This window comes from Bradyrhizobium guangdongense, from assembly GCF_006483445.1.
Lineage (GTDB): Bacteria > Pseudomonadota > Alphaproteobacteria > Rhizobiales > Xanthobacteraceae > Bradyrhizobium > Bradyrhizobium guangdongense_A.
Window position 1 is genome coordinate 14,625 of the sequence record NZ_PPPT01000035.1, and the last position, 25,440, is coordinate 40,064.

Sequence of the window (25,440 nt, forward strand, 5' to 3'; positions counted from 1 at the left end):
GGCGCTTCAATGCAGTTCTTCCTCTACGAAATCGCCTATCGCCTCGTCGCGTTCGCGGCGTGCATCTGGTGCGGCCGCAGGGTTTGGTACGGCGCGGTCGAGCGCACGATCACGATGTACAATACGGATTGGCTGGACTGGTGGACGCCGGACCTGGTCTTTCAGCGAGATGCCATGCCGATCCGCTACTGGATGACGATGTGCATGGCGGCGGGCGGCACGCTTTTGTGCTTCGTTGCGGCGATCATTGGATATCAGCCGAACGCCTGAAGCTAGGCCTACGATGAACTTGATCTGAAGATGCGCGACTTATCGTGTGACCGGATCGACGGAGTCGCATCATGAAGGCGAGGGCATTTCTTATCGGCGTGCTGATGGCCGGCGGTATCGGCATCTCCAACGCGGCGACCGCCGCGCCTCCGGCGGCTCCGCCCGCCGGCTACGCGATCGCGGAGAAGCACACCAAGACGTCGCCCGACGGCGCGACGACGATCGAGCAATATCTGAACCAGGAGACCGACGAGTGGAAATGGCTGTTCTGGGCGCGCCGTGCCGGCACGTTCGCACTGCTCGATCCGGAGCCTGCCGGCTACGCTGCGGCCTTCGTCTTCACCAACGACCAGAACTGGATCGTTCGCCTGCAGAAGACCGGCTCGGGCGAGCAGTCGCTGTATCTGTATCGTTTCACGCCACAGGGCTATGTCAGCGCGACGAAGAAGCCGCTCGGTGACCTCGCCTGGGCGTATATGAAGAGCAGGCCCGATTGGCGAAAGATCGTGAAGGCGCCCGAATATCACGAGGCTGCGTATCTGTGGGAGGGGTTCGAAGACAACTATCGCAAGCTCGGCGTCGATTGGCCGGCGAACCGCTATCTCGTGATCGGCCTGTCCGGCGATGCCGACGTCAAGCGGCGCAAACGATCGCAGACCGCCGTCGTGAACGGCTGGCACTGCCGCTATGATCTGCAGACTGGCAAATTCGACGTGCCGCCCTCGTTTGCGCGTGACAACGCGAAAGCCGTCGTGCCGGAGTGAGCGGGGCGTTGGAGCGCTCGTTGCCTTTCGCTACCCCAGCCGCTGATCCCGCACGTCCTGGGTGTCTTCCGTCGCCACCTTGACGGCGGCGGTTGCCGCGCTCTTCGCCGCGCCCTTGCGGCTCGAGATATCCACCGCCTTGCGGCCGGAGATCTCGTGGCCGGCGTCCGCGGGCATCTGCCAGAAGAACCAGCTCGACGCCGCCGACGTCAGCGCGATCACGACAAAGGCCGGCGCGAACACGGTGGCGTCGATTTGGCTAACATGGTTGAGCCACATCGTCGTTTCCACGCAGGCCGCGCCGACCGCGACGCCGGCCGAGACCGCGAGCTGCTGGTTGACGCTGACGAGCGTGGTGGCGCGGCTCATCTGCGACTGCTCGACATCGGCATAGGCGACCGTGTTGATCGCGGTGAATTCGAGCGAACGGAAGAAGCCGCCGACCACCAGGATGACCATGATGATCAGCAGCGGCGTCGTCACCGTGAACAGCGCGCAGACCGCGAGGAAGAACGCGCTGACGATCGCGTTGACCGTCATCAGATTGCGGAAGCCGAAGGTGCGGATGATCCGCGCCGCCAGCGTCTTCATGCCCATGGCGCCGAGCGAGGAGGCGAAGGTGACGAGGCCGGAGTGGAAGGGCGACAGGCCGAAGCCGATCTGCATCAGGAGCGGCAGCAGGAAGGGCAGCGCGCCGATGCCGAGCCGGAACATGAAGCCACCGAAAATAGCCGCGCGCAGCGTCGGCAGCTTCAGAAGCGAAAAGTCCAGCACCGGCGACCCCGTCCGCCGCGCGTGCATGACATACAGTGTCATCGAGATCGATCCGCCGACGACCAGCGCCGCGACCGTGCCCCAGGGCAGCAGGTTGAGGCCGGCGACGGAGAGACCGAAGGCGATGCCGGCGAGCCCGATGCCGGCGAGCACCATGCCATAGAGATCGAACGGCTCCTGCGTCTCGCTCTTGATGGGATCGATGAAGCGCAGCGCCATGAAGATGCCGACGAGCCCGATCGGCAAGTTGATCAGGAAGATCCAGTGCCACGATGCATAGGTCGTGATGAAGCCGCCGAGCGGTGGGCCGATCACGGGACCTATCAGGGCAGGGACCGTCACCCACGCCATGGCATTGACCAGCTCGCTCTTGTCGATCGAGCGCAGCAGCACGAGGCGCCCGACCGGCGTCATCATGGCGCCGCCCATGCCCTGCAGGATACGTGCGATCACGAAATGCGTCACCGATTGCGACAGCGCGCAGCCGACCGAGCCGACCATGAAGACGCCGACCGCAATCGCAAACACCAGCCGCGCGCCGAACCGGTCGGCGGTCCAGCCGCTCGCCGGGATGAACACCGCAAGCGACAGCAGATAGGACGTGATCGCGAGCTTCAGCGTCAGCGGGCTGGTGCCGATGTCGGCCGCGATCGCCGGCAGCGAGGTGGCGATCACCGTCGAGTCCATGTTCTCCATGAAGAGAGCAGTGGCCACGATCAGCGGGATGACGCGTTGCTTGTTGTCCATGACGGAAAAGTAATGGAAGCGGTTGGGGCAGGCGAGAGCTGCGGCTTATCATTCCCACCACCCCCCGACCATTCTGAACAAGGCATGGCACCTAATACCTGCGTGAGCTGGATCGGGATCGATGAATCGCATTGTGCGATTTCTGACTTGCGGCATATATCGCGTTATGCGATTATCGCCCTGTGAAGGACATCGAATTCACGTCAGCAGCCGTCCGTCAGTGGCGCAAGCTCACCGCAACGGTGCGCGCCCAGATCGACCTCAAGCTGAAGGCATTTGCAGACCGGCGCCGGTGATGTGAAAGCGCTGAAGGGCGCGCCGGGAATGCGGCTGCGCTCCGGCGACTGGCGTGTCCTGTTCACCGTGAAGGGAAATACCATAACGATTCACGCGGTCGGCCATCGCCGCGAGATTTACGACTGAGAGGGTGCTATGGCAAAGGCCGTGACGGCGAAGAGCAATGTCCAGTTCATCCGGACGCCCGGCGGCGATGATCTCGCAGTGCTGCCGCGCAATGAGTATGACGGACTGGTCGCGCTCGCGGCGGAGGCTCAGGAAGATGCTGCTGCGAGTCGCATTGTTCGCAATTCCGCGCGCGCGCTGAAGGAGGGGCGGGAGGTCGTCTTGCCCAAGGCCGTTGCCGATCGGCTCGCGAATGGTGAGAACGCGGTCCGCGTCATCCGCGACTGGCGCGGCATGATTCAGGGTGAGTTGGCGGTCGCGGTCGGCATCAGCCAAAATTATCTCTCCGAGATCGAGACCGGACGTCGCAAGGGGCCTGCCGAGTTGCAGAAGAAGTTTGCGCGCGCTTTGGGTGTTCCGCTCGACTTTCTGATCGACTGACGCTCATTCTGGGGCGCGCCCTTTGCGCGAGCCCGGAATTCACTGGGCCGCAGGGACCGTTGCGGAATGGATCCCGGGTTCGCGCCCCGGAATGACGGCGGGTAGGCCAGGGTAACCAACCCAAAAAAGCCTGTGCATGGCTGGCAATCGGGCCGAATGGCTTTGATTCGTCAGCCGGCCGTGCTATCGACCCGCGTCAACCCCACTGATGGGCTCCGATTCTCCGGCGCTGCCGCAAGGTACGCCGAGGGCGGCGCTCATCCATTAGCATTTGCGGCATGGCCGCAGGAAGGAGTTGGCGATGGCGACGGTGCAGGGCCTCATCCGCGAAGCCTACACATTCGACGACGTTCTCTTGAAGCCGGGCCTCTCTGACGTCATGCCGGGCGAGGTCGACATCCGCTCGCGCGTCACACGCGCCATTCCGCTCAACATCCCGATCATGGCCTCCGCCATGGACACCGTCACCGAGGCGCGCATGGCGATCGCCATGGCGCAGGCCGGCGGCCTCGGCGTCATCCACCGCAACTTCGATCCCGAAGGGCAGGCCGCCCAGGTCCGCCAAGTCAAGCGTTACGAGTCGGGCATGGTGGTGAACCCGCTCACCATCAGCCCCGATGCCTCGCTCGACGATGCGCTCAAGCTGATGAGCGACCACGGCATCTCCGGCATTCCCGTCGTCACCGGCGCCGGCAAGGCCACGCCGGGCAAGCTCGTCGGCATCCTCACCAACCGCGACGTCCGCTTTGCCACCGACCGCCGGCAAAAAGTCTCCGAGCTGATGACGCATGAAAACCTCGTCACCGTGCGGGAGAATGTCAGCCAGGACGAAGCGCGGCGGATGCTGCATCAGCACCGCATCGAGAAGCTACTCGTCGTCGACGACCAGTATCGCTGCGTCGGCCTGATCACCGTGAAGGACATGGAAAAGGCGGTCGCCCATCCGCTCGCCTGCAAGGACGCGCAGGGCCGCCTGCGCGTTGCCGCCGCAACCACCGTCGGCGAAGCCGGCTTCGAGCGCACCGAGCGGCTGATCGATGCCGGCGTCGATCTCGTCGTCGTCGACACCGCGCACGGCCATTCCAAGCACGTGCTCGCCGCAGTCAACCGCATCAAGCGTCTCTCCAACTCGGTGCAGGTCGTCGCCGGCAACGTCGCGACTACGGAAGGCACGCAGGCGCTGATCGACGCGGGCGCCGACTGCATCAAGGTCGGTATCGGCCCGGGCTCGATCTGCACCACGCGCATCGTCGCCGGCGTCGGCGTGCCGCAACTCACCGCGATCATGGATGCGGTCGAAGCGGCGAAGAAGGCCGACATTCCCGTCATCGCCGATGGCGGCATCAAGTTCTCCGGCGATCTTGCGAAGGCGCTCGCGGCGGGTGCAGACATCGCGATGGTCGGCTCGCTGCTCGCCGGTACCGACGAGACGCCCGGCGAAGTCTTCCTGTGGCAGGGCCGCTCCTACAAGGCCTATCGCGGCATGGGCTCGGTCGGTGCGATGGCGCGGGGATCTGCCGACCGCTACTTCCAGCAGGACATCAAGGACACGCTGAAGCTCGTGCCAGAGGGCATTGAGGGCCAGGTGCCCTACAAGGGCCCGGTCGGTCACGTCATGCATCAGCTCGCCGGCGGTCTTCGTGCCGCGATGGGCTATGTCGGCGCGCGCAACATGGAGGAGCTGCACAACAAGGCGCAGTTCGTCCGCATCACCGGCGCGGGCCTGCGCGAAAGCCACGTCCACGACGTGACGATTACGCGCGAGTCTCCGAACTATCCGGGTGGGGGTTAGTCAGGTCTCGTGCCCCGGACGCAGCGCAGCGCTTCTTCAGCGGTGCGCTGCTGAGCCGGGGCCCAGCATGTTCGTGATTGCTGAGGCATAGGTCCCGGCTCGGCGCAGCAGCGCATAAGCGCGTTTGCGCGCGTCTTCGACACGCTATGGCGCTGCAGCGCGTCCGGGACACGAGAGGCGTGCGCCGTGCGGCCGGGCTCCAGTCCTTTTGTATTGACGCGCCTCGCTCCCTCCGCTTCCGTCGCGCCGAAGCAAATTCGGAGGAAGCATCATGTCCCAAGGCAAACGCATCGTTCTCGCCGCGCGTCCCGTCGGTGAACCAAAGCCATCCGATTTCCGCACTGAGGAATTCGCCGTACCCGCACCAGGGCAGGGCGAAGTTCTCCTGCGCACGATCTGGCTGTCGCTCGATCCCTATATGCGCGGGCGCATGAGCGACGGGCCGTCCTACGCAGCACCGGTGCCGGTCGGCGGCGTGATGGAAGCCGGCACGGTGTGCGAGGTGGCGGCATCGAACAATCCCGGCTTTGCCAAGGGCGACATCGTGCTCGCGCGCGCGGGCTGGCAGACGCATGCGATCTCCGACGGCAAGGGCCTTGCGAAGATCGATCCGAAGCTGGCGCCGATCTCCACCGCCGTCGGCGTGCTCGGCATGCCCGGCATGACCGCCTATACGGGCTTGCTCGACATCGGCAAGCCGCAGGCCGGCGAGACCGTCGTGGTCGCCGGCGCCTCCGGCGCGGTCGGCTCGGCCGTCGGACAGATCGCAAAGATCAAGGGCTGCCGCGTGGTCGGCATCGCCGGCGGCAAGGACAAGTGCGACTACGTCAGGAACGAGCTCGGCTTCGACGAGTGTCTCGATCACCGTGAATCCGATTTTGCCGCAAAGCTGAAATTCGCCTGTCCGAAGGGCATCGACGTCTATTTCGAGAACGTCGGTGGCGCCGTGTTCGAAGCGGTCTTCCCGCTGCTCAATGCCTTTGCGCGCATTCCCGTGTGCGGCCTGATCGCGCATTACAACGACACCGAAGCCAAGCCGCCGAAATGGGCGGGCAGCATGATGCGCGCGATCCTGACCAAGCGGCTGACCTTCCGCGGCTTCATCGTCTCTGACTTCGCCAACCGTCATGGCGACTTCCTGCGCGACATGTCGCAATGGGTGCGCGAGGGTAAGGTGAAGTACAAGGAGTTCGTCACCGAGGGCCTCGACAGCGCGCCGGGCGCTTTCATGGGGCTCCTGAAGGGTGCCAATTTCGGCAAGCAGCTCGTCAGGGTTGGGCCGGACAAGGCTTAAACGGCCAGCGCGCAAGGCCGGTATGGTTAACGAGGCGTTACCAATCGGCAACACCTCTCCGTAAAAGCCGTAAGTGTGACCGGCGGTTCATTGACCGCCGGTCGAAGGCATTGAATCATTGCACCAATTTCAGGTGCTGTGATGTTGTTTGAGATCGGTATTTTCTGCGTAATCCTGCTTGCCGCCGGCTATTGGACGACGATGTTCGTCATGGGCCGGCGCGACGACGTGATTCATGGCAAATTCGTTCATGCCGAAGCCGGACCCGAGGTCGCGGCTGCTCCGGTCATGCCGCCGTTTCCGTCGCGGCCAAAGTTTCCGCCGCGTCCCACCCCGCGCGTGGCCAACGACACCAAGTCGGTGAACAGCGACGCGCTGCAGTCGCTGCTGGCCGCGATCCAGCAGGATCTGAAGAACGTCGCCTAACCCTTCGGATTGGCAAAGAGCTCGTCGAGGTCGATATCGACCTGGCCTGCCGCCTTCACATGCCGGACCTCAAAACTGTTGGGCTGGAAGCGGTACTCGACGAGGCCGGTCTCCTTGATGCCGATGCGCTCTTGCCGCTTGTCGGAGAGGATGAAGCTAGCCGACGGCGCCCAGACATGGCGCGTGTGACGATACGTGAAATCGCGCCGCTGATGCACGTGGCCGCTCGCGACCAGCCGCACGTCGGCGCGTCCGATCATCCCGATCAGTCTCTGCCGCGCAGGCTGCGGCACGTAGCGGATCGCCGTCCCGATCGTTTCGGGGTCATCGGGCAGGTCGAGGAACAGCGGCTTGTGCAGGAACAGCGCGATCGGCTTGCCGTTTGCGCCCGAAAGCTCGCCCGCGAGCCAATCGAACTGCTCGGCGTCAATTGCGAGCCCGGAATTCATCACCAGCGAGTTGAGCCCGATGAAGCGCCAGCCGGCGGCTTCGAACTGCCAGCGGTCCTCGCCGATCAGCGCGCAGAAGTTTTGGCGATGCGCTTCGCTGACGGGCTGTTTTGGCGCCTCGCCGACCTCGGTCGGGTTGTCGCCAATGTCGTGATTGCCGGGCAGGTGACGGACGGGCACGGGCAGGGCGTCGTGCAGCTCTTTCGCGAATTCGAGGTCGGTCTTGCCGGTCGGCGCGTCGAAGGCGAGATCGCCGGTGTTGACGACGAGGTCGGGCCGATCAGCGCCGATATGCTCTGCGACGCGCGCGAAATTTTCGGTCAGTCGGGTGAAGCGGCGGGCGAGGTGGGTGTCCGAGATCTGGGTCAGGCGAAATTCAGGCATGCCCCATCATAGCCCGATCGACGCGTCGGAACGATGACGCGCGCACACGACCTGCGATCGAACAAAGTTTAAAGCACGCGATAGCGGATCGTGAAGGCGTCCTGCGGCGCGACCTGGCCTGCAACGGGCGAGGCGACGCGATCGACGAGGTGCCAGGGGCTGAACTCAACCGAGCGGTGCGGCTCGGCGGGCAGGCGCAGCTTGAACTCGAAGGTGCCCTTGCCGGGCAGGCTGACAACGAGGAGGCGGTCGGCGGTGCGGTGGTCGAGCGAGACGGCGCCGCGCAGCACGGAGCGGCCGTCGCCGAGTTCCCGCGTGCCCTCGACTTGGGCAAGTTTTTGGTTGCGGTCGGTATGCAGCTCGATCTGGCTCTCCGAGGCCGTGGTCAGCACCTCGCGCGGCATGCGGATCTCGAACTCGACCGCAGGCTTGGACGGATTGAGGCCGAGATAGGCAAGCGCGGCGTGGCGCATGTCGTAGGCCGCAAAGGCAAACAGGCCGAGCGCGGCAATCGTCGCCGCGCCATGCTTGAGGACGTCGCGGCCGGACCGGTAGCCGGTACGGAAATAGACGGTCAGCGTGATCGCCACCGCAAGCGCCGCCGCGATGCCTGACAGCGCCGACATCAGGATCCCGAGCCCGCCGGCCGGGGATTCGCTGAAAAAGCTGCTGAGCCCTGCAAAAATCGTCATGGCGCCGTCTCGCCGCTGGACCCCGAAGGGCCGAAATCGCTTGAATCACTGGCAGTTAGTCGCGGACCCGCGAAAACCGGTTCAAGCGCTTGATTGCCACAACCACGGACCGGGGCTAATGAGCCTCCAATTCGCAGTCGCGAACAGGAAAATATGATGTCGGTTCAAATGGTTTTGCTGCCGGTCTTCGTGCAGGTCGGCCTCACTCTGGCGCTGCTGGTCGCCATGGTCGGCGCGCGCCGCGCAACGCTGGTTTCCGGCGAGACCAAGATCCGCGACATTGCGCTGGGCGAGCCGAACTGGCCCAAGCGCGCCACCCAGATCGGCAATTGCTACCGCAACCAGTTCGAGCTGCCGGTGCTGTTCTATGCGCTGATCGCGCTTGCCCTGCCGCTGCGCCATGCCGATCTCTTCATCGTGCTGCTGTCCTGGGTCTTCGTGGTGACGCGGCTGGTCCATGCCGGCGTGTTCGTCACCTCCAACGACCTCGGCCGGCGCTCCCTAGCGTGGATCGCGGGCGGCCTCGTGCTGCTCGTGATGTGGATCTATTTCGCGCTGAAGATGCTGCTCATCCTCTGAGCGCATGATCCGGAAAAGTGGTCACCGGTTTTCCGACAAGATCATGCGCAACACTGAAAGAAACCAATGACTCCTGCTGCCCGGCTGTCCGCAGCCATCGAACTCCTCGACACCATCGAAAACAGCCGCGTGCCTGCCGCCAAGGCGCTGAAGGAATGGGGCACCGCGCACCGCTTTGCGGGCTCGGGCGATCGCGCGGCGATTGCGGGCCTGGTCTGGGACGTGCTGCGCCGCTACGCCTCCAGCGCGTATCTGATGGACGCCGACACCGCGCGCGCGCGCCTCATCGGCATGCTGCGCCTGGAACGCGGCATGGATGTCGCGACCATGGCGGCGCTGTTCGACGGCAGCCGCTTTGCGCCGGCGCCGCTGACCGAGGCGGAGAAGGGCGCGCTCGAAACGCGCTCGCTGAAGGGTGCGCCGGCCGCAATCGCGGGCGACTATCCGGACTGGCTCGATCCCTATCTGGCAAAAGTCTTCGGCGAGGATCGCGCGGCGGAAGCGACTGCGATGGCGAGCCGTGCGCCGCTCGACTTGCGCGTCAACACGCTAAAGTCCAACCGCGACAAGGCGCAGCGGTCGCTCGCGCATCTGAACGCAAAGCCGACGCCGTGGTCGCCGAACGGCCTGCGCATCGAGCTCGGCGCCGACGCGAAAAATCCCGGCATCCAGTCCGAGGAAGATTTCATCAAGGGCGGCATCGAGGTGCAGGACGAGGGCTCGCAGCTCGCCGCGCTCTTCACCGCGGCAAAGCCAGGCGAGCAGGTGATCGACCTCTGTGCGGGGGCCGGCGGCAAGACGCTGGCGCTGGCAGCGCTGATGCAGGGCAAAGGGAGACTGATCGCGACCGACAGCGACAAGCGGCAGCTTGCGCCGATCCACGAGCGTCTGTCCCGCTCGGGCGTGCACAATGCCGATGTCCGCACGCCCAAGGGCGATGCCGATCCGCTTGCCGATATCCGAGCGACTGCCGACCTCGTCGTGATCGACGCGCCCTGCACGGGCACCGGCACCTGGCGCCGCAACCCCGACGCCAAATGGCGCATGCGTCCCGGTGCGCTCGAGATACGGCTGAAGGACCAGGCCGAGGTGCTGGAGCGCGCAGTACCGCTGGTGAAGCCCGGCGGCCGGATCGCCTACATCACCTGCTCGGTGCTGACGGAGGAGAACGACGAGCAGGTGAAGGCCTTCATCGCACGCCATCCGGAGTTTTCGATTGTGCCGCCCGAGCAGACCGCAAGCGTGCTCTGGGACAAGGCGGAGGCTTTTGCCGAGGCCGCGTTGCGATCGGAGCAGGGCTGGCTGATGACGCCGCGGCGGACGGGTACGGACGGGTTTTTCGTGTCGGTGTTGAAGAAGGCCACCTAACCATCCACCGTCATTCCGGGGCGATGCGAAGCATCGAGCCCGGAATCCATTGGGCCGCAGAGATCGCTGAGAAATGGATTCCGGGTTCGCCCTTCGGGCGCCCCGGAATGACGAGTGCAAACGAAAACCCCGCCGCCGGTATCCCGGGGGCGGGGCTCGTAACTCATCGCTTTGCCGGTACGTCCGTGGTCAAAGCGTGCTTGGGGTTCGCGCTGGACTAGCCGGCGCGGAGGTTGTCGGCCGAGGACTTGCCGCTGCGGCGGTCCGCGACGATGTCGAAGGAGACCTTCTGGCCTTCGTTGAGGCTGCTCAGACCGGCGCGTTCAACGGCGCTGATGTGAACGAAGACGTCCTTGGTGCCGTCATCCGGCTGAATGAAGCCATAACCTTTTTGGCTGTTGAACCACTTGACAGTACCCATTGCCATGGGGGGAGTTCCTTTGTTTAACGGTCTACGCACTGGGTCCGGTACGCAAATGCTTTGCGCCCATAGATCCCGATTGATCGATTTTGGGGAAATCTCTGAATCGTGCGCGCCCGTCATAGAACGAGGCGAAGCGGCCCAGTCGTCCGGCCAAGTATCGAGAATGTGATAATATCATTATTTTGGGCCACTTCAAGGCACCACACGCCGGCCGTGAACGCGAGCCGGTACTCTATTCCGCGCTGCAAATAGGCCTCCCACGGTGGTTTTTGGCGGCCGCCTCAGTCCACGATGAAGAGCGTCGCGCCTGTCGCGGTGGACGAGCGGTGTGCGGCGTCGCCAAAGTCCGAGACCTGGTAGCTCATGCCGGGCGTGAGCTTGAATTTGCGCCCGTCACGCAGCTCGGTGTCGAGCTCGCCCTTGAGCACGTAGAGCACGTGCCCGCGATCGCACCAGTGATCGGCGAGGTAGCCTGGCGAATACTCCACCATCCGCACGCGAAGTTCGCCGATGTCCAGCGTCCGCCACAGCGCCTGCCCGGTCTCGCCGGGATGCGTGGTGGGCGCGACCTTGCTCCAGTCGGTGACGGTGAAGGGCGAGGCGGGGAGTTTCATGGGGGCGATCCTGTCGCGGTGCGTAGGGTGGGTTAGCCTTGCGGCGGCGCGCAGCGCAGCTAGCGAGGCGTAACCCACCTCTTTGGTTTCCGCGGAGACAGAAGTGGTGGGTTACGCTTTACGGACTGCGCTTCGCGCAGCCGCGCAGCTAACCCACCCTACGATTCCGCGTTCAATGCGCCAAATGGTTCGCAGAGCCCTGCACGATCTTCCCCGCCGCATTCACGCGCAGATACTCGCAAATCTTCTTGCCCCGCTCGTTCTGATAAAACACGACGACACTGTCCGGACTGACGAACACGTCGATCAGCGTAAAATGCAGGTTAGGCAGCAGCGCCAACGCCTTGCCCCAATAGCCGCGCAACGCATCTTTCCCGCGCAGCGTTCCGCTTTCCGCGAGCCCCAGCGCCTGGACCCGGTCGGAGGTCATCTCGGCCGCGTCGTCATACAGCGCCAGCACGCGCTCGAGGTCGCGCGAATTCCAGGTGTCGATCCAGGTCCGGCCGAGCGCATCGAGGTCGGACGGCTGGTGATGGTTTGGCATGGCATCCTCCCGTGTCTGGCCCTTATCGAGAGCGGGCCAAATTAGGTCAATGATACTGACATAATAGCCGCCTGTCCATGCCCAAAGAAGAATGTGGGCGCGCGCCGGCCGCGGTTGCGAGCCGGCCGGTCGTCGCGTATCTGCTTGCCATGACAGCAGCACAGCAAGCCCGCGAGTCGTCGTCGCCCTCCGTGGCCTCGGCGCACGACAAGATTCTCATCGTCGACTTCGGCAGCCAGGTGACGCAGCTCATCGCGCGTCGCGTGCGCGAGGACGGCGTCTATTGCGAGATCGTCCCGTTCAACAAGGCCGAAGAGGCCTTCAGGGAGATGAAGCCGAAAGCGGTGATCCTCTCCGGTGGACCTGAGTCCGTGCACGAAGAGGGCTCGCCGCGCGCCCCACAACTGATCTTCGATTCCCGCGTGCCCGTGATGGGCATCTGCTACGGCCAGATGACGATGGCAGCGCAACTCGGCGGCACCGTCGAGGGCGGGCATCACCGCGAATTCGGCCGCGCCGATGTCGAGGTGAAGGCCCCGAGCAAGCTGTTCGAGGACGTCTGGTCGTCAGGCAGCAAGAACCAGGTCTGGATGAGCCACGGCGATCGCATCACGAAGATGCCGCCCGGCTTCACGGTGGCCGGCACCTCGCCGAACGCGCCGTTCGCGATCATCCAGGACGAGACGCGCAAATATTACGGCCTCATGTTCCACCCCGAAGTGGTGCACACGCCCGACGGCGCAAAACTCATCCGCAACTTCGTGCGCAAGATCGCGGGCCTCTCCGGCGACTGGACCATGCGCGCCTTCCGCGAGGAAGCGATCGCAAAGATTCGCAACCAGGTCGGCAAGGGCAGGGTGATCTGCGGCCTCTCCGGCGGCGTCGATTCAGCCGTGGCCGCCGTGCTGATCCACGAAGCGATCGGCGACCAGCTCACCTGCGTGTTCGTCGATCACGGCCTCTTGCGCCTCGATGAAGCGAAGACCGTCGTCGATCTCTTCCGCGGCCACTACAACATCCCGCTCGTGCATGTGGACGCGTCCAAGCAATTCCTCGGCGAGCTCGAAGGCGTCACCGACCCCGAGGTGAAGCGCAAGACCATCGGCCGTCTCTTCATCGACGTGTTCGATGCGGAGGCGAAGAAGATCGGCGGCGCCGATTTCCTCGCGCAAGGCACGCTCTACCCCGACGTGATCGAGAGCGTCTCCTTCACCGGCGGCCCCTCGGTGACGATCAAGTCGCACCACAATGTCGGCGGACTCCCTGCGCGCATGAACATGAAGCTCGTCGAGCCCCTGCGCGAGCTGTTCAAGGACGAGGTCCGCGCGTTGGGGCGCGAGCTCGGCCTGCCCGAAATCTTCGTCGGCCGCCACCCGTTCCCGGGCCCCGGCCTCGCCATCCGCTGCCCCGGCGACATCACCCGCGACAAGCTGGAGATCCTGCGCAAGGCCGACGCCGTCTACATCGACCAGATCCGCAAGCACGGCCTCTACGACGAGATCTGGCAGGCCTTCGCCGTGCTGCTCCCCGTCAAGACCGTCGGCGTCATGGGCGACGGCCGCACTTACGATTACGTCGTGGGCTTGCGCGCCGTCACCTCCACCGACGGCATGACCGCCGACTTCTACCAGTTCGATATGAAGTTTTTGGGCGAGACCGCCACGCGCATCATCAACGAGGTGAAGGGCGTGAACCGGGTGGTGTACGACGTGACCAGCAAGCCGCCCGGGACGATTGAGTGGGAGTAGGGGGAGTGAATGTTAGCGCACGTAACTCATTCGTGTGTGGCATCAGATAGACGACATGCCGCAGCCCAACATCGCGGTGCTGCGATCTAGGGTCAGTGTGACGGATCCAGAAGGTAACGGAGATTGAAGGCAGCGCTTGGGGCAGCGATCGGGCATGACAAGACGTCAAGCGGTTATCGAGCTGGCGCTACGCGCAGAGAAGTGGACAGTCAAACTGTTCCAAGCGCTTGGTTATTCGGTCACCCACTCCCCCATTGTAGAGGGATTTCAGATCGATTTGGTCGTGCGCAAGGATGATCTCTCCCATCCGGTTGAGGTCAAACTGCGGCCAGCCACGTTGTTTGGAATGCACGAGCTCGCGCGAGAAGCTCTCCGGCTACGTACTATCACGACCAATAGCAAACTGACTTCTCCAATTCTTGTGCTTTTTGGAATGGTTAGCCGGCAGGCGCGCAGTTGGTCTCAGAACGAATACGGCTTTCGGCTTTGGGACATCGACGTTCTGCGTGAAAAAGCCCAACCGTTTCCTAACCTGTTGCGGGAACTTAATGAAATCGTAGCGGGTAGTCCAGCACTCCCAATTTTGACTGCCGCCACCAAAGGCGAAGCGGAGCGCCTAATCGAGCAGCTTGAAGATCATCTTCGACAAAACACGCTTTCTCCAAGTGACTACGAGAAGCTTTGCCAGGAGGTCTTCGTCTACCTGTTCGATCCAGACCTTTATGGCTTTCAACGGCAATCGCAAACCACTGACGGTGCAAATCGTTACGACTTCATTTGCAGGATCAAGCCGGGAAATTCATTCTGGGACGCAGTGCGGAATGACTTTCGAACGCGCGCAATTCTCTTTGAGTGCAAGAACTACGAACAGGGGATAGGCCCGGATCAGGTCTACTCCACTGAGCGATATCTCTTTACCGGCGGACTTCGAACTGTTTGTTTCTTGATATCACGAATGCCGCCAACGGATGGCGCACTGCGTGCTGCCCAGGGTGCGATGCGCGAGGCCGGAAAGCTTATTTTATTGTTATCGAATAGCGATCTGATCGCAATGATCAAACTGAAGGGCGAGCCGGGTGGTCCCGAGAACTACCTCGATGAAAGGATCTGGAAGTTCGTTATTAGCCTACCGCGCTGAAAGGCTCCTTCAATTGACTCGAATCCATAAGCTGCAGGTGCAATTTGAATACTGACAGGAGATGCCGCTGGCCCGCATCCGTCACATCGAGATTCGAAACTTCCGCTGTATTCAATCTCTGAACTGGTTCCCGTCGCCAGGCATCAATTGCCTTGTTGGTCCTGGCGACTCCGGCAAGTCGTCTATATTGGACGCTATTGATTTGTGTCTCGGCGCGCGACGCAACGTTTTACTTACGGATGCTGACTTCTACAGTCTGAATGTCGAGCAGCCGATCTCGATCACGATTACAATTGGTGAACTTGACGACGCCTTGAAGAGCCTCGAAGCCTATGGGGCCTACTTGCGCAGCTTCAATGCGATTTCGGGCAACATCGACGATGAGCCAGAGGCGGGTGGTGAAACCGTCCTAACGGTGAATTTAAGCGTCGGAAGCGACCTTGAGCCCATTTGGACCCTGGTGTCGACGCGGGCGGAAGAGCAGGGCCAGTCGCGGTTCCTGACGTGGGGTGATCGCGCCCGCCTCTCGCCGAACCGAATTGGCGCCCTCGCGGATCACAATCTCGCTTGGCGACGCGGATCGGTGCTCAATCGTCTCTCCGAGGAACGCGCGGATACCTCGGCGGCACTAGCCAAGGCCGCCAGAGATGCGCGAGCCGCTTTCGGCAATGCTGCTGATGCGCAGCTAGGAGAAACGTTGAGAATTGTCGAGCAGACAGCGGCTGAGCTTGGGATACCGGTGGGGAGGGACCTCAAAGCTATGCTCGATGCACATTCGGTATCGTTCAGCGGCGGCACAATTGCGCTGCATGGGGCGAACGGGGTTCCGTTGAGAGCATTGGGTGTGGGGTCAACGCGTCTCTTACTCGCTGGGTTACAACGAAAAGCAGCAAAGGAAGCGACGGTCATTTTGATCGACGAGCTTGAGTATGGGCTGGAGCCTCATCGAATCGTCCGTCTCCTCGGCTCTCTCGGAGAGAAAGAGACGCAGCCGCCTCTTCAAGCCTTTATCACCACACATTCACCGATTGCTCTGCGAGAATTGAGTGGAGATCAATTGGCCGTGGTGCGTAGTATCGAAGGTGTTCATTCGGTGTCGCCTATCGGTACTACAAATGACGTGCAAGGTACAATCCGATTGCATCCCGAAGCATTCCTCGCACCATCTGTACTCGTATGTGAAGGCGCTAGCGAGGTCGGATTTATCAGGGGGCTCGACCTGAATGCGGTTTCAATTGGTCACCGGTCCATCAATGCGGCTGGTGTGAGCCTTGTCGACGCTAGGGGGATCTCCAGCCTCTACCTTAGGGCCATGCCATTCGTCGGGCTAAAGTATCGTGTGGGTGTACTGAGAGACGATGATGTCCAGCCATCTGCTGCTGATGAGGCGGCCTTTAGCGCGGCCGGAGGGCCGGTGTTCAAATGGCGTCCAGGAAGATCCCTGGAAGACGAGATTTTCTTCAGCCTGAGCGACGCTGGCATATCCGGCCTCCTAGCAAAAGCTGTGCTGTTTCACGGCGAGGCTCGGATCGACGCCCAAATTCGCACGGCAAGTGCAAATACTCTCGATCTGATCGCTTGTCGTGGGCCAGTGACCGGCGCAACGCGCGGGGCGATGGCAAGAGCCGCACAAGGTGAGGCGAACCCTTGGTTTAAGACGGTAAGCCGGATGGAAGAGGTTGGTCGAGATATTGTCGGACCCGACTTGCGAAACGCCGAGCCGGGGTTTCTAGCGATCCTCACCACAGCTTGGCAATGGATGTACGGTGGTTGAGATCGATCTTCTGGCGATCAACCGAGGAACTGTAACTGCCCCCGCCGGGTGCGGAAAGACGCACCTAATCGCTGATGCTTTGTCGCGGCACGATCATCTCAAACCAGTCTTGGTGCTGACACATACGAACGCCGGTGTCGCGGCGCTTCGAGGAAGGTTAGAGAAGGCACGGGTTTCATCGCGCGGATATCGTCTATCCACGATTGATGGCTGGGCCATGCGCCTTGTCAGAACATTTCCTAGGCGAGCGCAGATTGACCCGGATGTGCTGCAGCTCAGGAACCGCGGTCGCGACTATCCTGCAATTCGCGATGCTGCGTGGCGGCTACTCGGCGGCGGCCACATCCACGACGTGCTGGCGGCAACCTATGACCGCCTAATTGTGGACGAATACCAGGACTGCTCTGTGCGGCAACACGCGATCATATTTCACGCCGCGAACGCTCTTCGTACCTGCGTCCTTGGCGATCCGATGCAAGCGATCTTCGGATTCGGCGATCCACTGGCTGACTGGGAGCAGCAAGTCTGCGCGCAGTTTCCATTGGTGGGACAACTCCAAACCCCTCATCGTTGGATCCAAGCCGGAGAAGAGGCGTTTGGTCGATGGTTGCTGCAAGCTCGGGAAGCGTTGGCGCACGGAGCGGGCCTCGATCTTTCAACCGCGCCAGCGAACGTTCGCTGGGTTCGGCTTCAAGGCAATCAGGATGATCACCGGCTTCGATTGGAGGCTGGCCGGATCGTCGCGCCCGGTGACGATGCCAAAGTTCTTGTCATTGCAGATTCCATGCGTCCGCAGACGCAAAGAGACTTCGCGAAGCAAATACCGGGCGCCGTGACGGTTGAGAATGTTGATCTCACAGATTTGGTCGCCTTCGCTGAGGGATTGGATCTGGCGTCGCCCAATGTCTTACGACATGTAGTCGAGTTTGCGGGTTCAGTAATGACCAACGTTGGAGGCGGCGACCTCCTGATTCGCGTACACACGCTGCGAAGTGGTCGAGCTCGTCGTGAAGCTTCGAGCGAGGAACTTGCGGCTATTCGCTTCGCGGAAAAGCCCTGCTATCAGGGAGCGGCGGAACTACTCGAAGAGATCGGCAAACAAGGAGGAGTGCGCGTACATCGGCCGGCCATCCTTAGGGGAGCCTTCAGTGTGCTTAAGGCATGCCGAGTATCCAGCACACTGGCGCCTTCAGAAGCGGCAGTAGCTGTACGTGAGCAGTCGCGTCTCGTTGGTCGGCCACTCGCCAGGCGAACGGTCGGAAGTACTCTACTACTTAAGGGGCTAGAGGCTGAGACGAGTGTAGTCTTGAACCCAGAGCTAATGGATCGCAAGCACCTCTACGTCGCAATCACGAGAGGGTCGAAACAGTTGGTTATTTGCTCGCAGCAGCAGGTGCTGGCTCCCAACTAGATGGTTGTTGTCGCTTGCCGACACGACGTTTTTGCAGTCGTGCGCGCCTCTCAGGAAGAGCAACCCAGCCCGAACATTAGATGTGTGCAAGGTCCGCTCATGCTACGACGTCCGCATCAGTCCCATCGGAGCCTTGATGTCCGTCTCGCTCGCACAAACGCCCGCCACCGCCACCTCCACCCACCCCGAAACCCTCGGCTGGATGCGGGGCTTCCCGCCGTGGTCCGATCGCACAACCACCTTCCAGAACGGCTCGTTCGGGGACACGTGCGTGCACGAGGTTATGGATATGACCACGGGGCTCGAATACACCGAAGTTTAAACCGACAAGAATTCGCATGTGTGGGTTCTTCGGCGCGCGAACGGCATGGCGCCGATACCGCCTGGTTATGACGGCCCCGATCATCGCGCTTTAGGCTGCTATCTCCTGTGCGATCTCCCACATATGGCCGGATGGGTCGGAAAACGCGGCGGTCCGACGACCCCAGGGACGATCGATGGGGCCGTTCACCAGCTTGACGCCGCTTTGCCGGAGCCTCGTGCAGGCTTCATCGACGTCAGTGACGCGAATGGTCATGAGCATGCGAGGCCCGGTGCTTGAAGCAGCCGGCACCACCGGCTCCACGAGCTGCGGCGCCTCTGTCTCCTGCAGCAAATTGACCATGACGCCACCGAGCCCGATCACGGTGCAGACGGCGTCGGAATAGATCGGCCTGGCGTCGAACACGGCCTCGTAGAAGGCCCGCGTGCGCGCGAGGTCGTCGACGAAGAGGGTTACGCACTCCAGATTGTTCAGGCTTGTCATTCGAGGGCGCCTCGGTTGACGGGTCAGACTTGTGTCTTTTGGCAAGAGATAACAACGCATTTGGAAAAATGAAGCATATGAGCTTCGTAGGGTGGGTTAGCCTTGTGGCCGCGCAAGGCGCGGTCCACTGGCGTAACCCACCTCTTTTGTATCCGCGGAGACAGAAGCGGTGGGTTACGCCGACCGGCCCGCGCTTTCGCGCAGCCGATCGGCTAACCCACCCTACAAATCCCGCGACATCTTCTCGAACTTCTTCACCAGCCGCTCGCGCTTCAGCCGCGACAGGCGCTGGATCCAGAACATTCCGTCGAGCTGGTCGATCTCATGCTGGTGACAGACGGCGCGCAGGCCGTCGGACTCTTCGCTCAGCATATTGCCGTCGACGTCCTGGTAGCTGATCCGCACGCGGGCGTGGCGCTGCACCTCGTCGTTCACACCGGGCATCGAGACGCTGCCTTCCCGGTGCATGATCATCTCGCTAGAGGCCCATTCGATCTCCGGGTTGACGTAGGTCCGCGCGCCGTTCTTCGCGTCGAGCTCGAGCACGACGACGCGCAGGAAAATGCCAATATGTGGCGCCGTGATGCCGATTCCGGGCGCTGCGCGCATGGTTTCGAGCAGGTCCTGCGCGAGTTCCTGCAAGCTGGCGTCGAATTTGGTGACGGGCCGGGCAGGGATCGCAAGCCGGCGGTCGGGATAGCGGACGATCGTGCGGATGGTCATGGTGCTCCCTGTAGTCGCCCTCTGTTCGGAGGTCCAGCAACAGGCCGCGCTCGGCCCGCGACCATGAAGCCTGTCCGGTGCCTTGCCGCGCCGAATCATCCTGTTGGTGAACGCGATTTCGCGGCTATGAGGGCGCGCAGGAAGCCATTATCTTCCGCGGCAACAGGTCTGGTCACCGTGGAACTGCCGACGTGCTTTCAGACGTTCTCAAGCGCAAGGACATTTATAACTACTTCAGCCGTTCGGCGATGGAGAAAGGGCTCGCCTACCAGGCGCAGCGACGCGTCTCGAAGCTCCAGGTCAGCGACGACCTGACACATGTCAGCGCCCGGGTCCGCGGCAGCGGATCCAATGTCTATCAGGTCGACGTTGCGCTGAAGTTCGGTGCCGATCGGCTGACCGATCTCGACGGCGATTGCAGTTGTCCCATGGAGTACAATTGCAAGCACGTCGCAGCGACCGTGATCGACGCCTTGAGCGGCCCGGCGCTCGAGACTCCGTCGTCCACGCCGACAGCCGGAAGGGCCGGGACAGGCAATGCCGCCGCGCCTTCGGCTCCGCCGGTCCTCTCCGTCGAGGTGCAAAGCTGGATCGAGGATGTCGGGCGTTCGGTGCGAAGCGGTGACGTTGCCCCGGATGGCGGCCAGCGACTGCTGTATTGCCTGGAGCCGTCGGATGAGGCGATGCCCAGTGTGGCCGTATCCTTGCGCTCGGTCCGGGTCAATAAGGGTGGGTATGCGGATAATTACGCCACGCCGAGCCTGTACGATTTCAAGCCGGATCGGCCGCCGAAATATTTCGACGAGACCGACGTCGATCTTCTCACCCAGATCACGAGCCGAATTCGCGCCTACTATTCCCAGGGGCCGTATCCAGAGGAATTGTTGAAGCGGATTGTCGCAACGGGTCGCGCGTTCTGGCGCGATCACAAGCGCAAGCCGCTCAGTTGGGCGGACGCGCGCGAGGGCCGGATCGAATGGCAGCAGGCCGGCAGGCGCGGCGTCGCGCCCAGCCTCATCGTATCAGGAGCGGTCGCGCTCAACGCCGAGCCGCCGGTCTATGTCGATGAAGCAGCCGGGCTGATCGGACCGGTGCAATTGGGCCTGCCGCCGCGCCTGGCCCGCCAGTTCCTGTCGGCGCCCGCCATCCCCCGCGCGCAGCTCGAAGAGGTCTCGCGCCGCCTCGGCCAGAAATTGCCGGAGCTGCATCATGGGCTTTTACCCGTGCCGCCGCAGGCCGCAGTCCGGATCGAGGAGGATCCGCGCCCGGTGCTGCGGCTCAAGCGCGGACAGGTGATCTACTATTATTATCGCAGCAAGGAAGAGCAGCCGCTTGGGCCCGTGGCAGTCGCCAGCCTCGGCTTCCGCTACGGTCCGTTCGATATCGACCCGACGCAGCGGGCGAGCCGGCTGGAGTTGTTTCAGGCCGGGCAGGTGTTTGCCATCACGCGACGGCAGGCCAAGGAAAGGCAGGCGCGCAAGCGGCTGGAGGATTTCGGCCTTCATGACGCAAGGAGAGTCGTGCCGGGGCTCGATTTCCGGCATGCCCAGGACTTCACGCTCAGCGATCAGGGCGACTGGTACGGCTTTGTCGGTCAGCATGCCGAACGGCTCAGGTCGGAAGGTTTCGAGATTCTGATCGACGACGATTTTCCGTTCCGGCTGGCGAAGTCGTCGGGCGACTTCGACGCGGAGCTGCAATCGAGCGGGATCGACTGGTTCGAGCTGGCGGTGGGGATCGAGATCGACGGCGAGCGATACGACCTCGCGCCTGACGTGGCCGCATTGGTGTCGGCGCCCGACTTCAAGCCGGACCGGTTGAAGCAACTGGCCGACAAAGGCGAGCGATTCTACCTGCCGCTGGCCGACGGCCGTCACCTTGCAATCGCCGCCAATCGCTTTCTTCCGCTCGTGCTGGCGCTGCATGGCCTGCATGTGAGTGGCGTCTACTCCGGAGCATCGGAGAAGATCAGGCTGGGGCGCGCCGATGTCCTTCCGCTGCTCGGGGTGGAGGACGAAAACTTTGCGTTTCGAGGGGCCGACAATCTCCGTCGCCTTGCCGGGCTGCTTCAGGTGCGCGGGTTGAGCGCTCCGGACCTGCCGCCGAGCTTTCGCGCCACGCTTCGACCCTATCAGGCGCAGGGCGTGGCCTGGCTCGAGTTGCTGCGCGAGAGTGGATTGGGCGGCGTCCTGGCCGACGACATGGGGCTGGGCAAGACGGTCCAGATTCTCGCATTGATCGCGCTGGAGAAGCAGCGGGGCCGCCTCGCGAACCCCGTTCTGGTCGTCGCGCCGACCAGCCTGATGACGAACTGGTCCGCCGAAGCGCAGAAGTTCGCACCGGACTTGAAGGTGCTCGTGCTGCAGGGGCTCGAGCGCAGGCAGAAGTTTCCTTCCATTGCCGAGCATGACCTGGTTCTGACGACCTATCCCCTGATCGCACGGGATCGCGAGGTGCTGCTCTCGAGGGAATGGCACATGGCGGTACTCGACGAAGCGCAGACGGTCAAGAACCCCGACGCCACCACCACCCGCGCGCTGCGGGAGATCAAGGCGGGACACCGCTTCTGTCTCACGGGGACGCCGATGGAAAACCATCTCGGCGAGCTCTGGTCGATCATGAGCTTCGCAAATCCCGGCTTTCTGGGCGACAAGGCGGCGTTCTCGCGCCAGTGGCGCGGGCCGATCGAAAAACGCGGCGACAAGGTTCGGGCGGCTGCGCTGGCGCGGCGCGTCAAGCCGTTCCTGCTGCGCCGGACCAAGTCCGAAGTGGCCACCGAACTGCCCGCCAAGAGCGAGATCCTGGAGACGATCGTGCTGGAAGGGCCGCAGCGCGATCTCTACGATTCGATCCGGTTGTCGATGTCGCGCAAGGTCCGCGAGGCCATCGAAAAACGCGGTCTTGCCAAGAGTCACATCGTGGTGCTCGAAGCCTTGCTGAGGATGCGGCAGGCCTGCTGCGATCCGGCGCTGCTGAAGCTGAGCGATGGTGTGGAACGGCCATCGGCCAAGCTCGAGCGCCTGATCGAGATGGTCGCCGAGCTGTTGAGCGAAGGGCGCAAGATCATCGTCTTCTCGCAGTTCACCTCCATGCTCGACCTGATCCGGCGGCGTTTCGACGCCGATGGCCTGCGTTACAGCCTCCTGACCGGCGAAACCAGGGATCGCAAGGCGGCTATCGACGCCTTTCAGAACGGCGCGACGGAGATATTCCTGATCAGCCTCAAGGCAGGTGGCGTCGGCCTCAATCTGACGGCCGCGGACACCGTCGTCATCTTCGATCCCTGGTGGAATCCCGCCGTCGAGGAGCAGGCGATCGACCGTGCCCACCGGATCGGACAGGACAAGGCCGTCTTCGTCTACAGGCTCGTCGCCGCCGGCACGATCGAGGAAAAGATGGACGAGCTCAAGGCCAGAAAGCGCGCGCTCGCCGACAGCCTGTTCGATCGCGACGGACGCATCGCCTCGGCGCTGACCGAGGAGGATGTGAGGGCCTTGTTCGAGACCTGAGAAAGCGCCGGGCAGCGACCGCGACCCGGCGGTCGGGATAGCGGAGGATCGGCGGATGGTCCTGCTCGGATTCGCCAGGCCTCAATGAGTGACAAAAGGTGCTGCCAGAACGGCGAGCATGCCAAAGCTGGCGATGTTCCAGAACAGGGAGCGGACCAGCGGGACGCCGGATATGTAGAGGGCGGAGTAGCCGATGCGCCCGCCGAGATAGGCGATCGATCCCCAATAGGTCAGCCCGTTGTGAACGCCTGCGACGTGCGCGATCAGGATCGCGGCGACGAAGAACGGAAACGTCTCCATGTAGTTGCGGAAATTCCGGTTGATGCGGCCGGGAATGGGTTTGAGCGGCGGCATCTCGACGTCGCGCGGGCTCGCCGCCCATCTGAGCCCGTACTGCAAATTGGAGCTTTGCGCGGCGGCGACGAGCTGAACGAAGCCCCAAACGATGGCGGCTGCCAGCATCGAAAGTTCGAAGTCGATCCCCATCCCGTGTTCCTTCGATTGGAGGCGCGGCCAGCCCGTCACCCCCGGCTTGCCGCGCCAGCCCGATCAAATCTCAGCGCGCGGCAAATTGCGACATCAAATGACCAGGGGCCGGGCGTAGCGTGCGCGTGCAGACGGCGGTCGGCGATGTCAGAAACGTCGTGCGTGATTCTGCAGCTTTGTGCTTCGGCTGACGGGTCGGCGTGCATTTCCTGGCGCCGATCGGCAAGGAAACGCCTCGGCCGCGTCACGCGCGATGAATGGCTCGCGCGCGCACGGCGGCCCGGCAGAATTATCGGCGATCTCCAAGCAACATCAGGAGCTTCGCGGCGTTCGGCCTGCACGCTCCCGGTCGAGCCGGTCGATTCACGCCCGCTACTGTGCATGGGGTTGTTTTCGACGCAATATTCGAGCAGACCGGAACCAAGGCAAAAATTCGCTTTACACGAAACACGGAATATCGTATGGAATAGTTATTCCTGGCCTGCGGTGGCCAGGGCCCAAATTTTTCCGCTTTGCGTCCATCCCGATGTCGGCCGCGGCAGTTCCCGTTCGTCTTATCCCCGGAGAGACCTCACGGGAGAGAAGAACATGACCCCCTCCAACTATCGCTGGGTGATCGTCGCCGCCGGCGGCCTGCTCGGCTGTGTCGCCATCGGCGGCATGTTTTCGCTGCCAGTGTTCCTGCAGCCGATCGCAAAGGACACCGGCTGGTCGGTGACCGGCATCTCCAGCGCGATGACGATCGGCTTTCTGGCGATGGCCTTCACCAGCATGGCCTGGGGCACGCTGACCGACCGCTTTGGCCCGCTGCCCGTGGTGTTGACGGGCTCGACGGTGCTGAGCGTGAGCCTGTTCCTGGCGAGCCACGCGACCTCGCTGATCGCCTTCCAGTTCGTGTTCGGCCTTCTGGTCGGTGCCTCCTGCGCCGCGATCTTTGCGCCGATGATGGCGACCGTCACCGGCTGGTTCGACACGCAGCGGGGACTGGCGGTCTCGCTGGTGTCGGCCGGGATGGGCGTTGCGCCGATGACGATGGCGCCGCTCGCGGCCTGGCTGGTCGAGCACCATGACTGGCGGACCTCGATGCAGATCGTGTCGCTGGTGGTCGGCGCCATCATGATCCCGGTCTCGCTGCTGGTGCGCCGTGCGCCGGCGCTCGCGGCTGCCCAAGCAGCGCCCGTCGGTGGTGGCGGGTCGCAAGCCGAGATGTCGGTCGGGGAGGCGCTGCGCTCGCCGCAATTCTTCATTCTGCTTGCGACCAACTTTTTCTGCTGCGCGACGCATTCCGGCCCGATCATCCACACCGTCAGCTACGCCGTGAGCTGCGGCATCCCGCTGATCGCCGCCGTGACGATCTACAGCGTCGAGGGCTTTGCCGGCCTGTTTGGCCGCATCGGCTTCGGCCTGCTCGGCGACCGCTTCGGTGCCAAGCGCGTGCTGGTCACGGGTCTCCTGCTGCAGGCCTTTGGCGCGCTGTCCTACGTCTTCGCGCGCGAGCTCGTGATGTTCTATTCGGTCGCGGCCGTGTTCGGCTTCATCTATGCCGGCACCATGCCGCTCTATGCCGTGCTGGTGCGCGAAAACTTCCCGCTCAAGATGATGGGCACCGTGATCGGCGGCACGGCGATGGCCGGCAGCCTCGGCATGGCGACGGGACCGCTCGCCGGCGGCCTGATCTACGATGCGTTCTCGAGCTACGCCTGGCTCTATATCGGCTCCTGGGCGATGGGCCTCGGCGCGTTCCTGATGGCGATGACGTTCAGGCCGTTTGCGAAGCCGCAGCCTCAGCCAGTGGCGGCAACGGCGTGACGGCGTTCGTAGCCCGTATGGAGCGAAGCGTAATACGGGTGATGCTGGTGAGATTCCCGGATTGCGCTTCGCT

General features: G+C 63.0%; 25 protein-coding genes. 16 read left to right on the forward strand and 9 right to left on the reverse strand.

Annotated features, from left to right (window positions below; all coding sequences use genetic code 11):
* Positions 1-9 precede the first annotated feature (9 nt).
* Both C2U70_RS05675 and C2U70_RS05680 read left to right on the forward strand, forming a co-directional pair.
* On the forward strand, positions 10-270 hold the full coding sequence (locus tag C2U70_RS05675) for a hypothetical protein (protein ID WP_140976933.1): 261 nt from the start codon (positions 10-12) through the stop codon (positions 268-270).
* A gap of 71 nt (positions 271-341) precedes the next feature.
* Positions 342-1,034, forward strand: coding sequence for a hypothetical protein (locus C2U70_RS05680; protein WP_246666670.1), 693 nt, complete (start codon positions 342-344; stop codon positions 1,032-1,034).
* 30 nt (positions 1,035-1,064) lie between these two features.
* Here the strand turns inward: C2U70_RS05680 and C2U70_RS05685 are convergent, their stop codons facing one another.
* On the reverse strand, positions 1,065-2,555 hold the full coding sequence (locus C2U70_RS05685; protein ID WP_140976934.1) for an MFS transporter: 1,491 nt from the start codon (positions 2,553-2,555) through the stop codon (positions 1,065-1,067).
* Between the two features lie 297 nt (positions 2,556-2,852).
* Here C2U70_RS05685 and C2U70_RS33655 point away from each other — a divergent pair, with 297 nt between their 5' ends.
* The 5 genes from C2U70_RS33655 (at position 2,853) to C2U70_RS05710 (ending at position 6,910) form a co-directional block, all read left to right on the forward strand.
* Positions 2,853-2,978: a type II toxin-antitoxin system RelE family toxin gene (locus tag C2U70_RS33655; RefSeq protein WP_283810350.1), complete on the forward strand. Its 126-nt coding sequence runs from the start codon at positions 2,853-2,855 to the stop codon at positions 2,976-2,978.
* Positions 2,979-2,987: 9 nt separating this feature from the next.
* Complete coding sequence (locus C2U70_RS05695) at positions 2,988-3,398, forward strand: helix-turn-helix transcriptional regulator (protein WP_140976935.1); 411 nt, start codon at positions 2,988-2,990, stop codon at positions 3,396-3,398.
* 301 nt (positions 3,399-3,699) lie between these two features.
* On the forward strand, positions 3,700-5,190 hold the full coding sequence (guaB, locus tag C2U70_RS05700; protein WP_140976936.1) for an IMP dehydrogenase: 1,491 nt from the start codon (positions 3,700-3,702) through the stop codon (positions 5,188-5,190).
* Positions 5,191-5,461: 271 nt separating this feature from the next.
* Positions 5,462-6,484: an NADP-dependent oxidoreductase gene (locus C2U70_RS05705; protein ID WP_140976937.1), complete on the forward strand. Its 1,023-nt coding sequence runs from the start codon at positions 5,462-5,464 to the stop codon at positions 6,482-6,484.
* 144 nt (positions 6,485-6,628) lie between these two features.
* Positions 6,629-6,910 (forward strand): hypothetical protein, encoded by a 282-nt coding sequence (locus C2U70_RS05710; protein WP_140976954.1) that lies wholly within the window; start codon positions 6,629-6,631, stop codon positions 6,908-6,910.
* Here C2U70_RS05710 and C2U70_RS05715 read toward each other — a convergent pair.
* Together C2U70_RS05715 and C2U70_RS05720 are read right to left on the reverse strand one after the other, a co-directional pair.
* Complete coding sequence (locus tag C2U70_RS05715) at positions 6,907-7,743, reverse strand: metallophosphoesterase family protein (RefSeq protein WP_140976938.1); 837 nt, start codon at positions 7,741-7,743, stop codon at positions 6,907-6,909. The genes C2U70_RS05710 and C2U70_RS05715 overlap by 4 nt on opposite strands.
* A gap of 68 nt (positions 7,744-7,811) precedes the next feature.
* Positions 7,812-8,435, reverse strand: a complete 624-nt coding sequence (locus C2U70_RS05720; RefSeq protein ID WP_140976939.1) for an acriflavin resistance protein — start codon at positions 8,433-8,435, stop codon at positions 7,812-7,814.
* Between the two features lie 156 nt (positions 8,436-8,591).
* On the opposite strand from C2U70_RS05720, the gene C2U70_RS05725 reads away from it, so the two are divergent.
* Both C2U70_RS05725 and C2U70_RS05730 read left to right on the forward strand, forming a co-directional pair.
* A complete protein-coding gene (locus tag C2U70_RS05725; RefSeq protein ID WP_140976940.1) occupies positions 8,592-9,014 on the forward strand; it encodes an MAPEG family protein in 423 nt (140 codons plus the stop codon).
* 66 nt (positions 9,015-9,080) lie between these two features.
* A complete protein-coding gene (locus C2U70_RS05730; protein WP_140976941.1) occupies positions 9,081-10,382 on the forward strand; it encodes an RsmB/NOP family class I SAM-dependent RNA methyltransferase in 1,302 nt (433 codons plus the stop codon).
* Between the two features lie 217 nt (positions 10,383-10,599).
* Here C2U70_RS05730 and C2U70_RS05735 read toward each other — a convergent pair whose 3' ends face one another.
* The 3 genes from C2U70_RS05735 to C2U70_RS05745 all read right to left on the reverse strand — a co-directional run bounded on the left by C2U70_RS05735 (position 10,600) and on the right by C2U70_RS05745 (position 11,964).
* Positions 10,600-10,809, reverse strand: coding sequence for a cold-shock protein (locus C2U70_RS05735; protein ID WP_140976942.1), 210 nt, complete (start codon positions 10,807-10,809; stop codon positions 10,600-10,602).
* Positions 10,810-11,087: 278 nt separating this feature from the next.
* Positions 11,088-11,420, reverse strand: a complete 333-nt coding sequence (locus C2U70_RS05740; protein ID WP_140976943.1) for a DHCW motif cupin fold protein — start codon at positions 11,418-11,420, stop codon at positions 11,088-11,090.
* Between the two features lie 172 nt (positions 11,421-11,592).
* Complete coding sequence (locus C2U70_RS05745) at positions 11,593-11,964, reverse strand: nuclear transport factor 2 family protein (RefSeq protein ID WP_140976944.1); 372 nt, start codon at positions 11,962-11,964, stop codon at positions 11,593-11,595.
* Positions 11,965-12,113: 149 nt separating this feature from the next.
* On the opposite strand from C2U70_RS05745, the gene guaA reads away from it, so the two are divergent.
* From guaA to C2U70_RS05770, 5 genes are all read left to right on the forward strand, one after another.
* The gene (guaA, locus tag C2U70_RS05750) at positions 12,114-13,712 is read left to right on the forward strand and encodes a glutamine-hydrolyzing GMP synthase (protein ID WP_186294081.1); all 1,599 of its coding nucleotides are present in this window, start codon (positions 12,114-12,116) and stop codon (positions 13,710-13,712) included.
* Positions 13,713-13,866: 154 nt separating this feature from the next.
* Positions 13,867-14,850, forward strand: a complete 984-nt coding sequence (locus C2U70_RS05755) for a restriction endonuclease (RefSeq protein ID WP_140976946.1) — start codon at positions 13,867-13,869, stop codon at positions 14,848-14,850.
* A gap of 61 nt (positions 14,851-14,911) precedes the next feature.
* Positions 14,912-16,624 carry an ATP-dependent nuclease gene (locus tag C2U70_RS05760; RefSeq protein ID WP_210243896.1) on the forward strand — a complete coding sequence of 571 codons (1,713 nt, stop codon included), beginning with the start codon at positions 14,912-14,914 and terminating at the stop codon, positions 16,622-16,624.
* The gene (locus C2U70_RS05765; protein WP_140976947.1) at positions 16,617-18,035 is read left to right on the forward strand and encodes a UvrD-helicase domain-containing protein; all 1,419 of its coding nucleotides are present in this window, start codon (positions 16,617-16,619) and stop codon (positions 18,033-18,035) included. Before C2U70_RS05760 ends, C2U70_RS05765 begins: the two co-directional genes overlap by 8 nt.
* Before the next feature lie 136 nt (positions 18,036-18,171).
* Positions 18,172-18,357, forward strand: coding sequence for a hypothetical protein (locus tag C2U70_RS05770; RefSeq protein ID WP_246666671.1), 186 nt, complete (start codon positions 18,172-18,174; stop codon positions 18,355-18,357).
* A gap of 90 nt (positions 18,358-18,447) precedes the next feature.
* Here C2U70_RS05770 and C2U70_RS05775 read toward each other — a convergent pair whose 3' ends face one another.
* Both C2U70_RS05775 and C2U70_RS05780 read right to left on the reverse strand, forming a co-directional pair.
* Positions 18,448-18,840 (reverse strand): VOC family protein, encoded by a 393-nt coding sequence (locus C2U70_RS05775; protein WP_140976948.1) that lies wholly within the window; start codon positions 18,838-18,840, stop codon positions 18,448-18,450.
* A gap of 222 nt (positions 18,841-19,062) precedes the next feature.
* Positions 19,063-19,563 carry a peptide deformylase gene (locus C2U70_RS05780; protein ID WP_140976949.1) on the reverse strand — a complete coding sequence of 167 codons (501 nt, stop codon included), beginning with the start codon at positions 19,561-19,563 and terminating at the stop codon, positions 19,063-19,065.
* A 191-nt stretch (positions 19,564-19,754) separates the two neighbouring features.
* Between C2U70_RS05780 and C2U70_RS05785 the strand changes: the two genes are divergently transcribed.
* The gene (locus C2U70_RS05785) at positions 19,755-23,072 is read left to right on the forward strand and encodes a DEAD/DEAH box helicase (RefSeq protein WP_140976950.1); all 3,318 of its coding nucleotides are present in this window, start codon (positions 19,755-19,757) and stop codon (positions 23,070-23,072) included.
* 81 nt (positions 23,073-23,153) lie between these two features.
* Here C2U70_RS05785 and C2U70_RS05790 read toward each other — a convergent pair whose 3' ends face one another.
* The gene (locus C2U70_RS05790) at positions 23,154-23,558 is read right to left on the reverse strand and encodes an MAPEG family protein (RefSeq protein WP_140976951.1); all 405 of its coding nucleotides are present in this window, start codon (positions 23,556-23,558) and stop codon (positions 23,154-23,156) included.
* A 588-nt stretch (positions 23,559-24,146) separates the two neighbouring features.
* Between C2U70_RS05790 and C2U70_RS05795 the strand changes: the two genes are divergently transcribed.
* Positions 24,147-25,367, forward strand: a complete 1,221-nt coding sequence (locus tag C2U70_RS05795) for an MFS transporter (protein WP_140976952.1) — start codon at positions 24,147-24,149, stop codon at positions 25,365-25,367.
* The last annotated feature ends 73 nt before the right edge of the window (positions 25,368-25,440 follow it).

Excerpts from the sequence above, each read along its gene's own strand:
- C2U70_RS05675 (WP_140976933.1), top strand. The coding sequence starts at position 10 with ATGCAGTTCTTCCTCTACGAAATCGCCTATCGCCTCGTCGCGTTCGCG.
- C2U70_RS05680 (WP_246666670.1), top strand. The coding sequence starts at position 342 with ATGAAGGCGAGGGCATTTCTTATCGGCGTGCTGATGGCCGGCGGTATC.
- C2U70_RS05685 (WP_140976934.1), bottom strand. The coding sequence starts at position 2,555 with ATGGACAACAAGCAACGCGTCATCCCGCTGATCGTGGCCACTGCTCTC.
- C2U70_RS05695 (WP_140976935.1), top strand. The coding sequence starts at position 2,988 with ATGGCAAAGGCCGTGACGGCGAAGAGCAATGTCCAGTTCATCCGGACG.
- guaB (WP_140976936.1), top strand. The coding sequence starts at position 3,700 with ATGGCGACGGTGCAGGGCCTCATCCGCGAAGCCTACACATTCGACGAC.
- C2U70_RS05705 (WP_140976937.1), top strand. The coding sequence starts at position 5,462 with ATGTCCCAAGGCAAACGCATCGTTCTCGCCGCGCGTCCCGTCGGTGAA.
- C2U70_RS05715 (WP_140976938.1), bottom strand. The coding sequence starts at position 7,743 with ATGCCTGAATTTCGCCTGACCCAGATCTCGGACACCCACCTCGCCCGC.
- C2U70_RS05720 (WP_140976939.1), bottom strand. The coding sequence starts at position 8,435 with ATGACGATTTTTGCAGGGCTCAGCAGCTTTTTCAGCGAATCCCCGGCC.
- C2U70_RS05725 (WP_140976940.1), top strand. The coding sequence starts at position 8,592 with ATGTCGGTTCAAATGGTTTTGCTGCCGGTCTTCGTGCAGGTCGGCCTC.
- C2U70_RS05730 (WP_140976941.1), top strand. The coding sequence starts at position 9,081 with ATGACTCCTGCTGCCCGGCTGTCCGCAGCCATCGAACTCCTCGACACC.
- C2U70_RS05735 (WP_140976942.1), bottom strand. The coding sequence starts at position 10,809 with ATGGCAATGGGTACTGTCAAGTGGTTCAACAGCCAAAAAGGTTATGGC.
- C2U70_RS05740 (WP_140976943.1), bottom strand. The coding sequence starts at position 11,420 with ATGAAACTCCCCGCCTCGCCCTTCACCGTCACCGACTGGAGCAAGGTC.
- C2U70_RS05745 (WP_140976944.1), bottom strand. The coding sequence starts at position 11,964 with ATGCCAAACCATCACCAGCCGTCCGACCTCGATGCGCTCGGCCGGACC.
- guaA (WP_186294081.1), top strand. The coding sequence starts at position 12,114 with ATGACAGCAGCACAGCAAGCCCGCGAGTCGTCGTCGCCCTCCGTGGCC.
- C2U70_RS05755 (WP_140976946.1), top strand. The coding sequence starts at position 13,867 with ATGACAAGACGTCAAGCGGTTATCGAGCTGGCGCTACGCGCAGAGAAG.
- C2U70_RS05760 (WP_210243896.1), top strand. The coding sequence starts at position 14,912 with ATGCCGCTGGCCCGCATCCGTCACATCGAGATTCGAAACTTCCGCTGT.
- C2U70_RS05770 (WP_246666671.1), top strand. The coding sequence starts at position 18,172 with ATGTCCGTCTCGCTCGCACAAACGCCCGCCACCGCCACCTCCACCCAC.
- C2U70_RS05775 (WP_140976948.1), bottom strand. The coding sequence starts at position 18,840 with ATGACAAGCCTGAACAATCTGGAGTGCGTAACCCTCTTCGTCGACGAC.
- C2U70_RS05780 (WP_140976949.1), bottom strand. The coding sequence starts at position 19,563 with ATGACCATCCGCACGATCGTCCGCTATCCCGACCGCCGGCTTGCGATC.
- C2U70_RS05790 (WP_140976951.1), bottom strand. The coding sequence starts at position 23,558 with ATGGGGATCGACTTCGAACTTTCGATGCTGGCAGCCGCCATCGTTTGG.
- C2U70_RS05795 (WP_140976952.1), top strand. The coding sequence starts at position 24,147 with ATGACCCCCTCCAACTATCGCTGGGTGATCGTCGCCGCCGGCGGCCTG.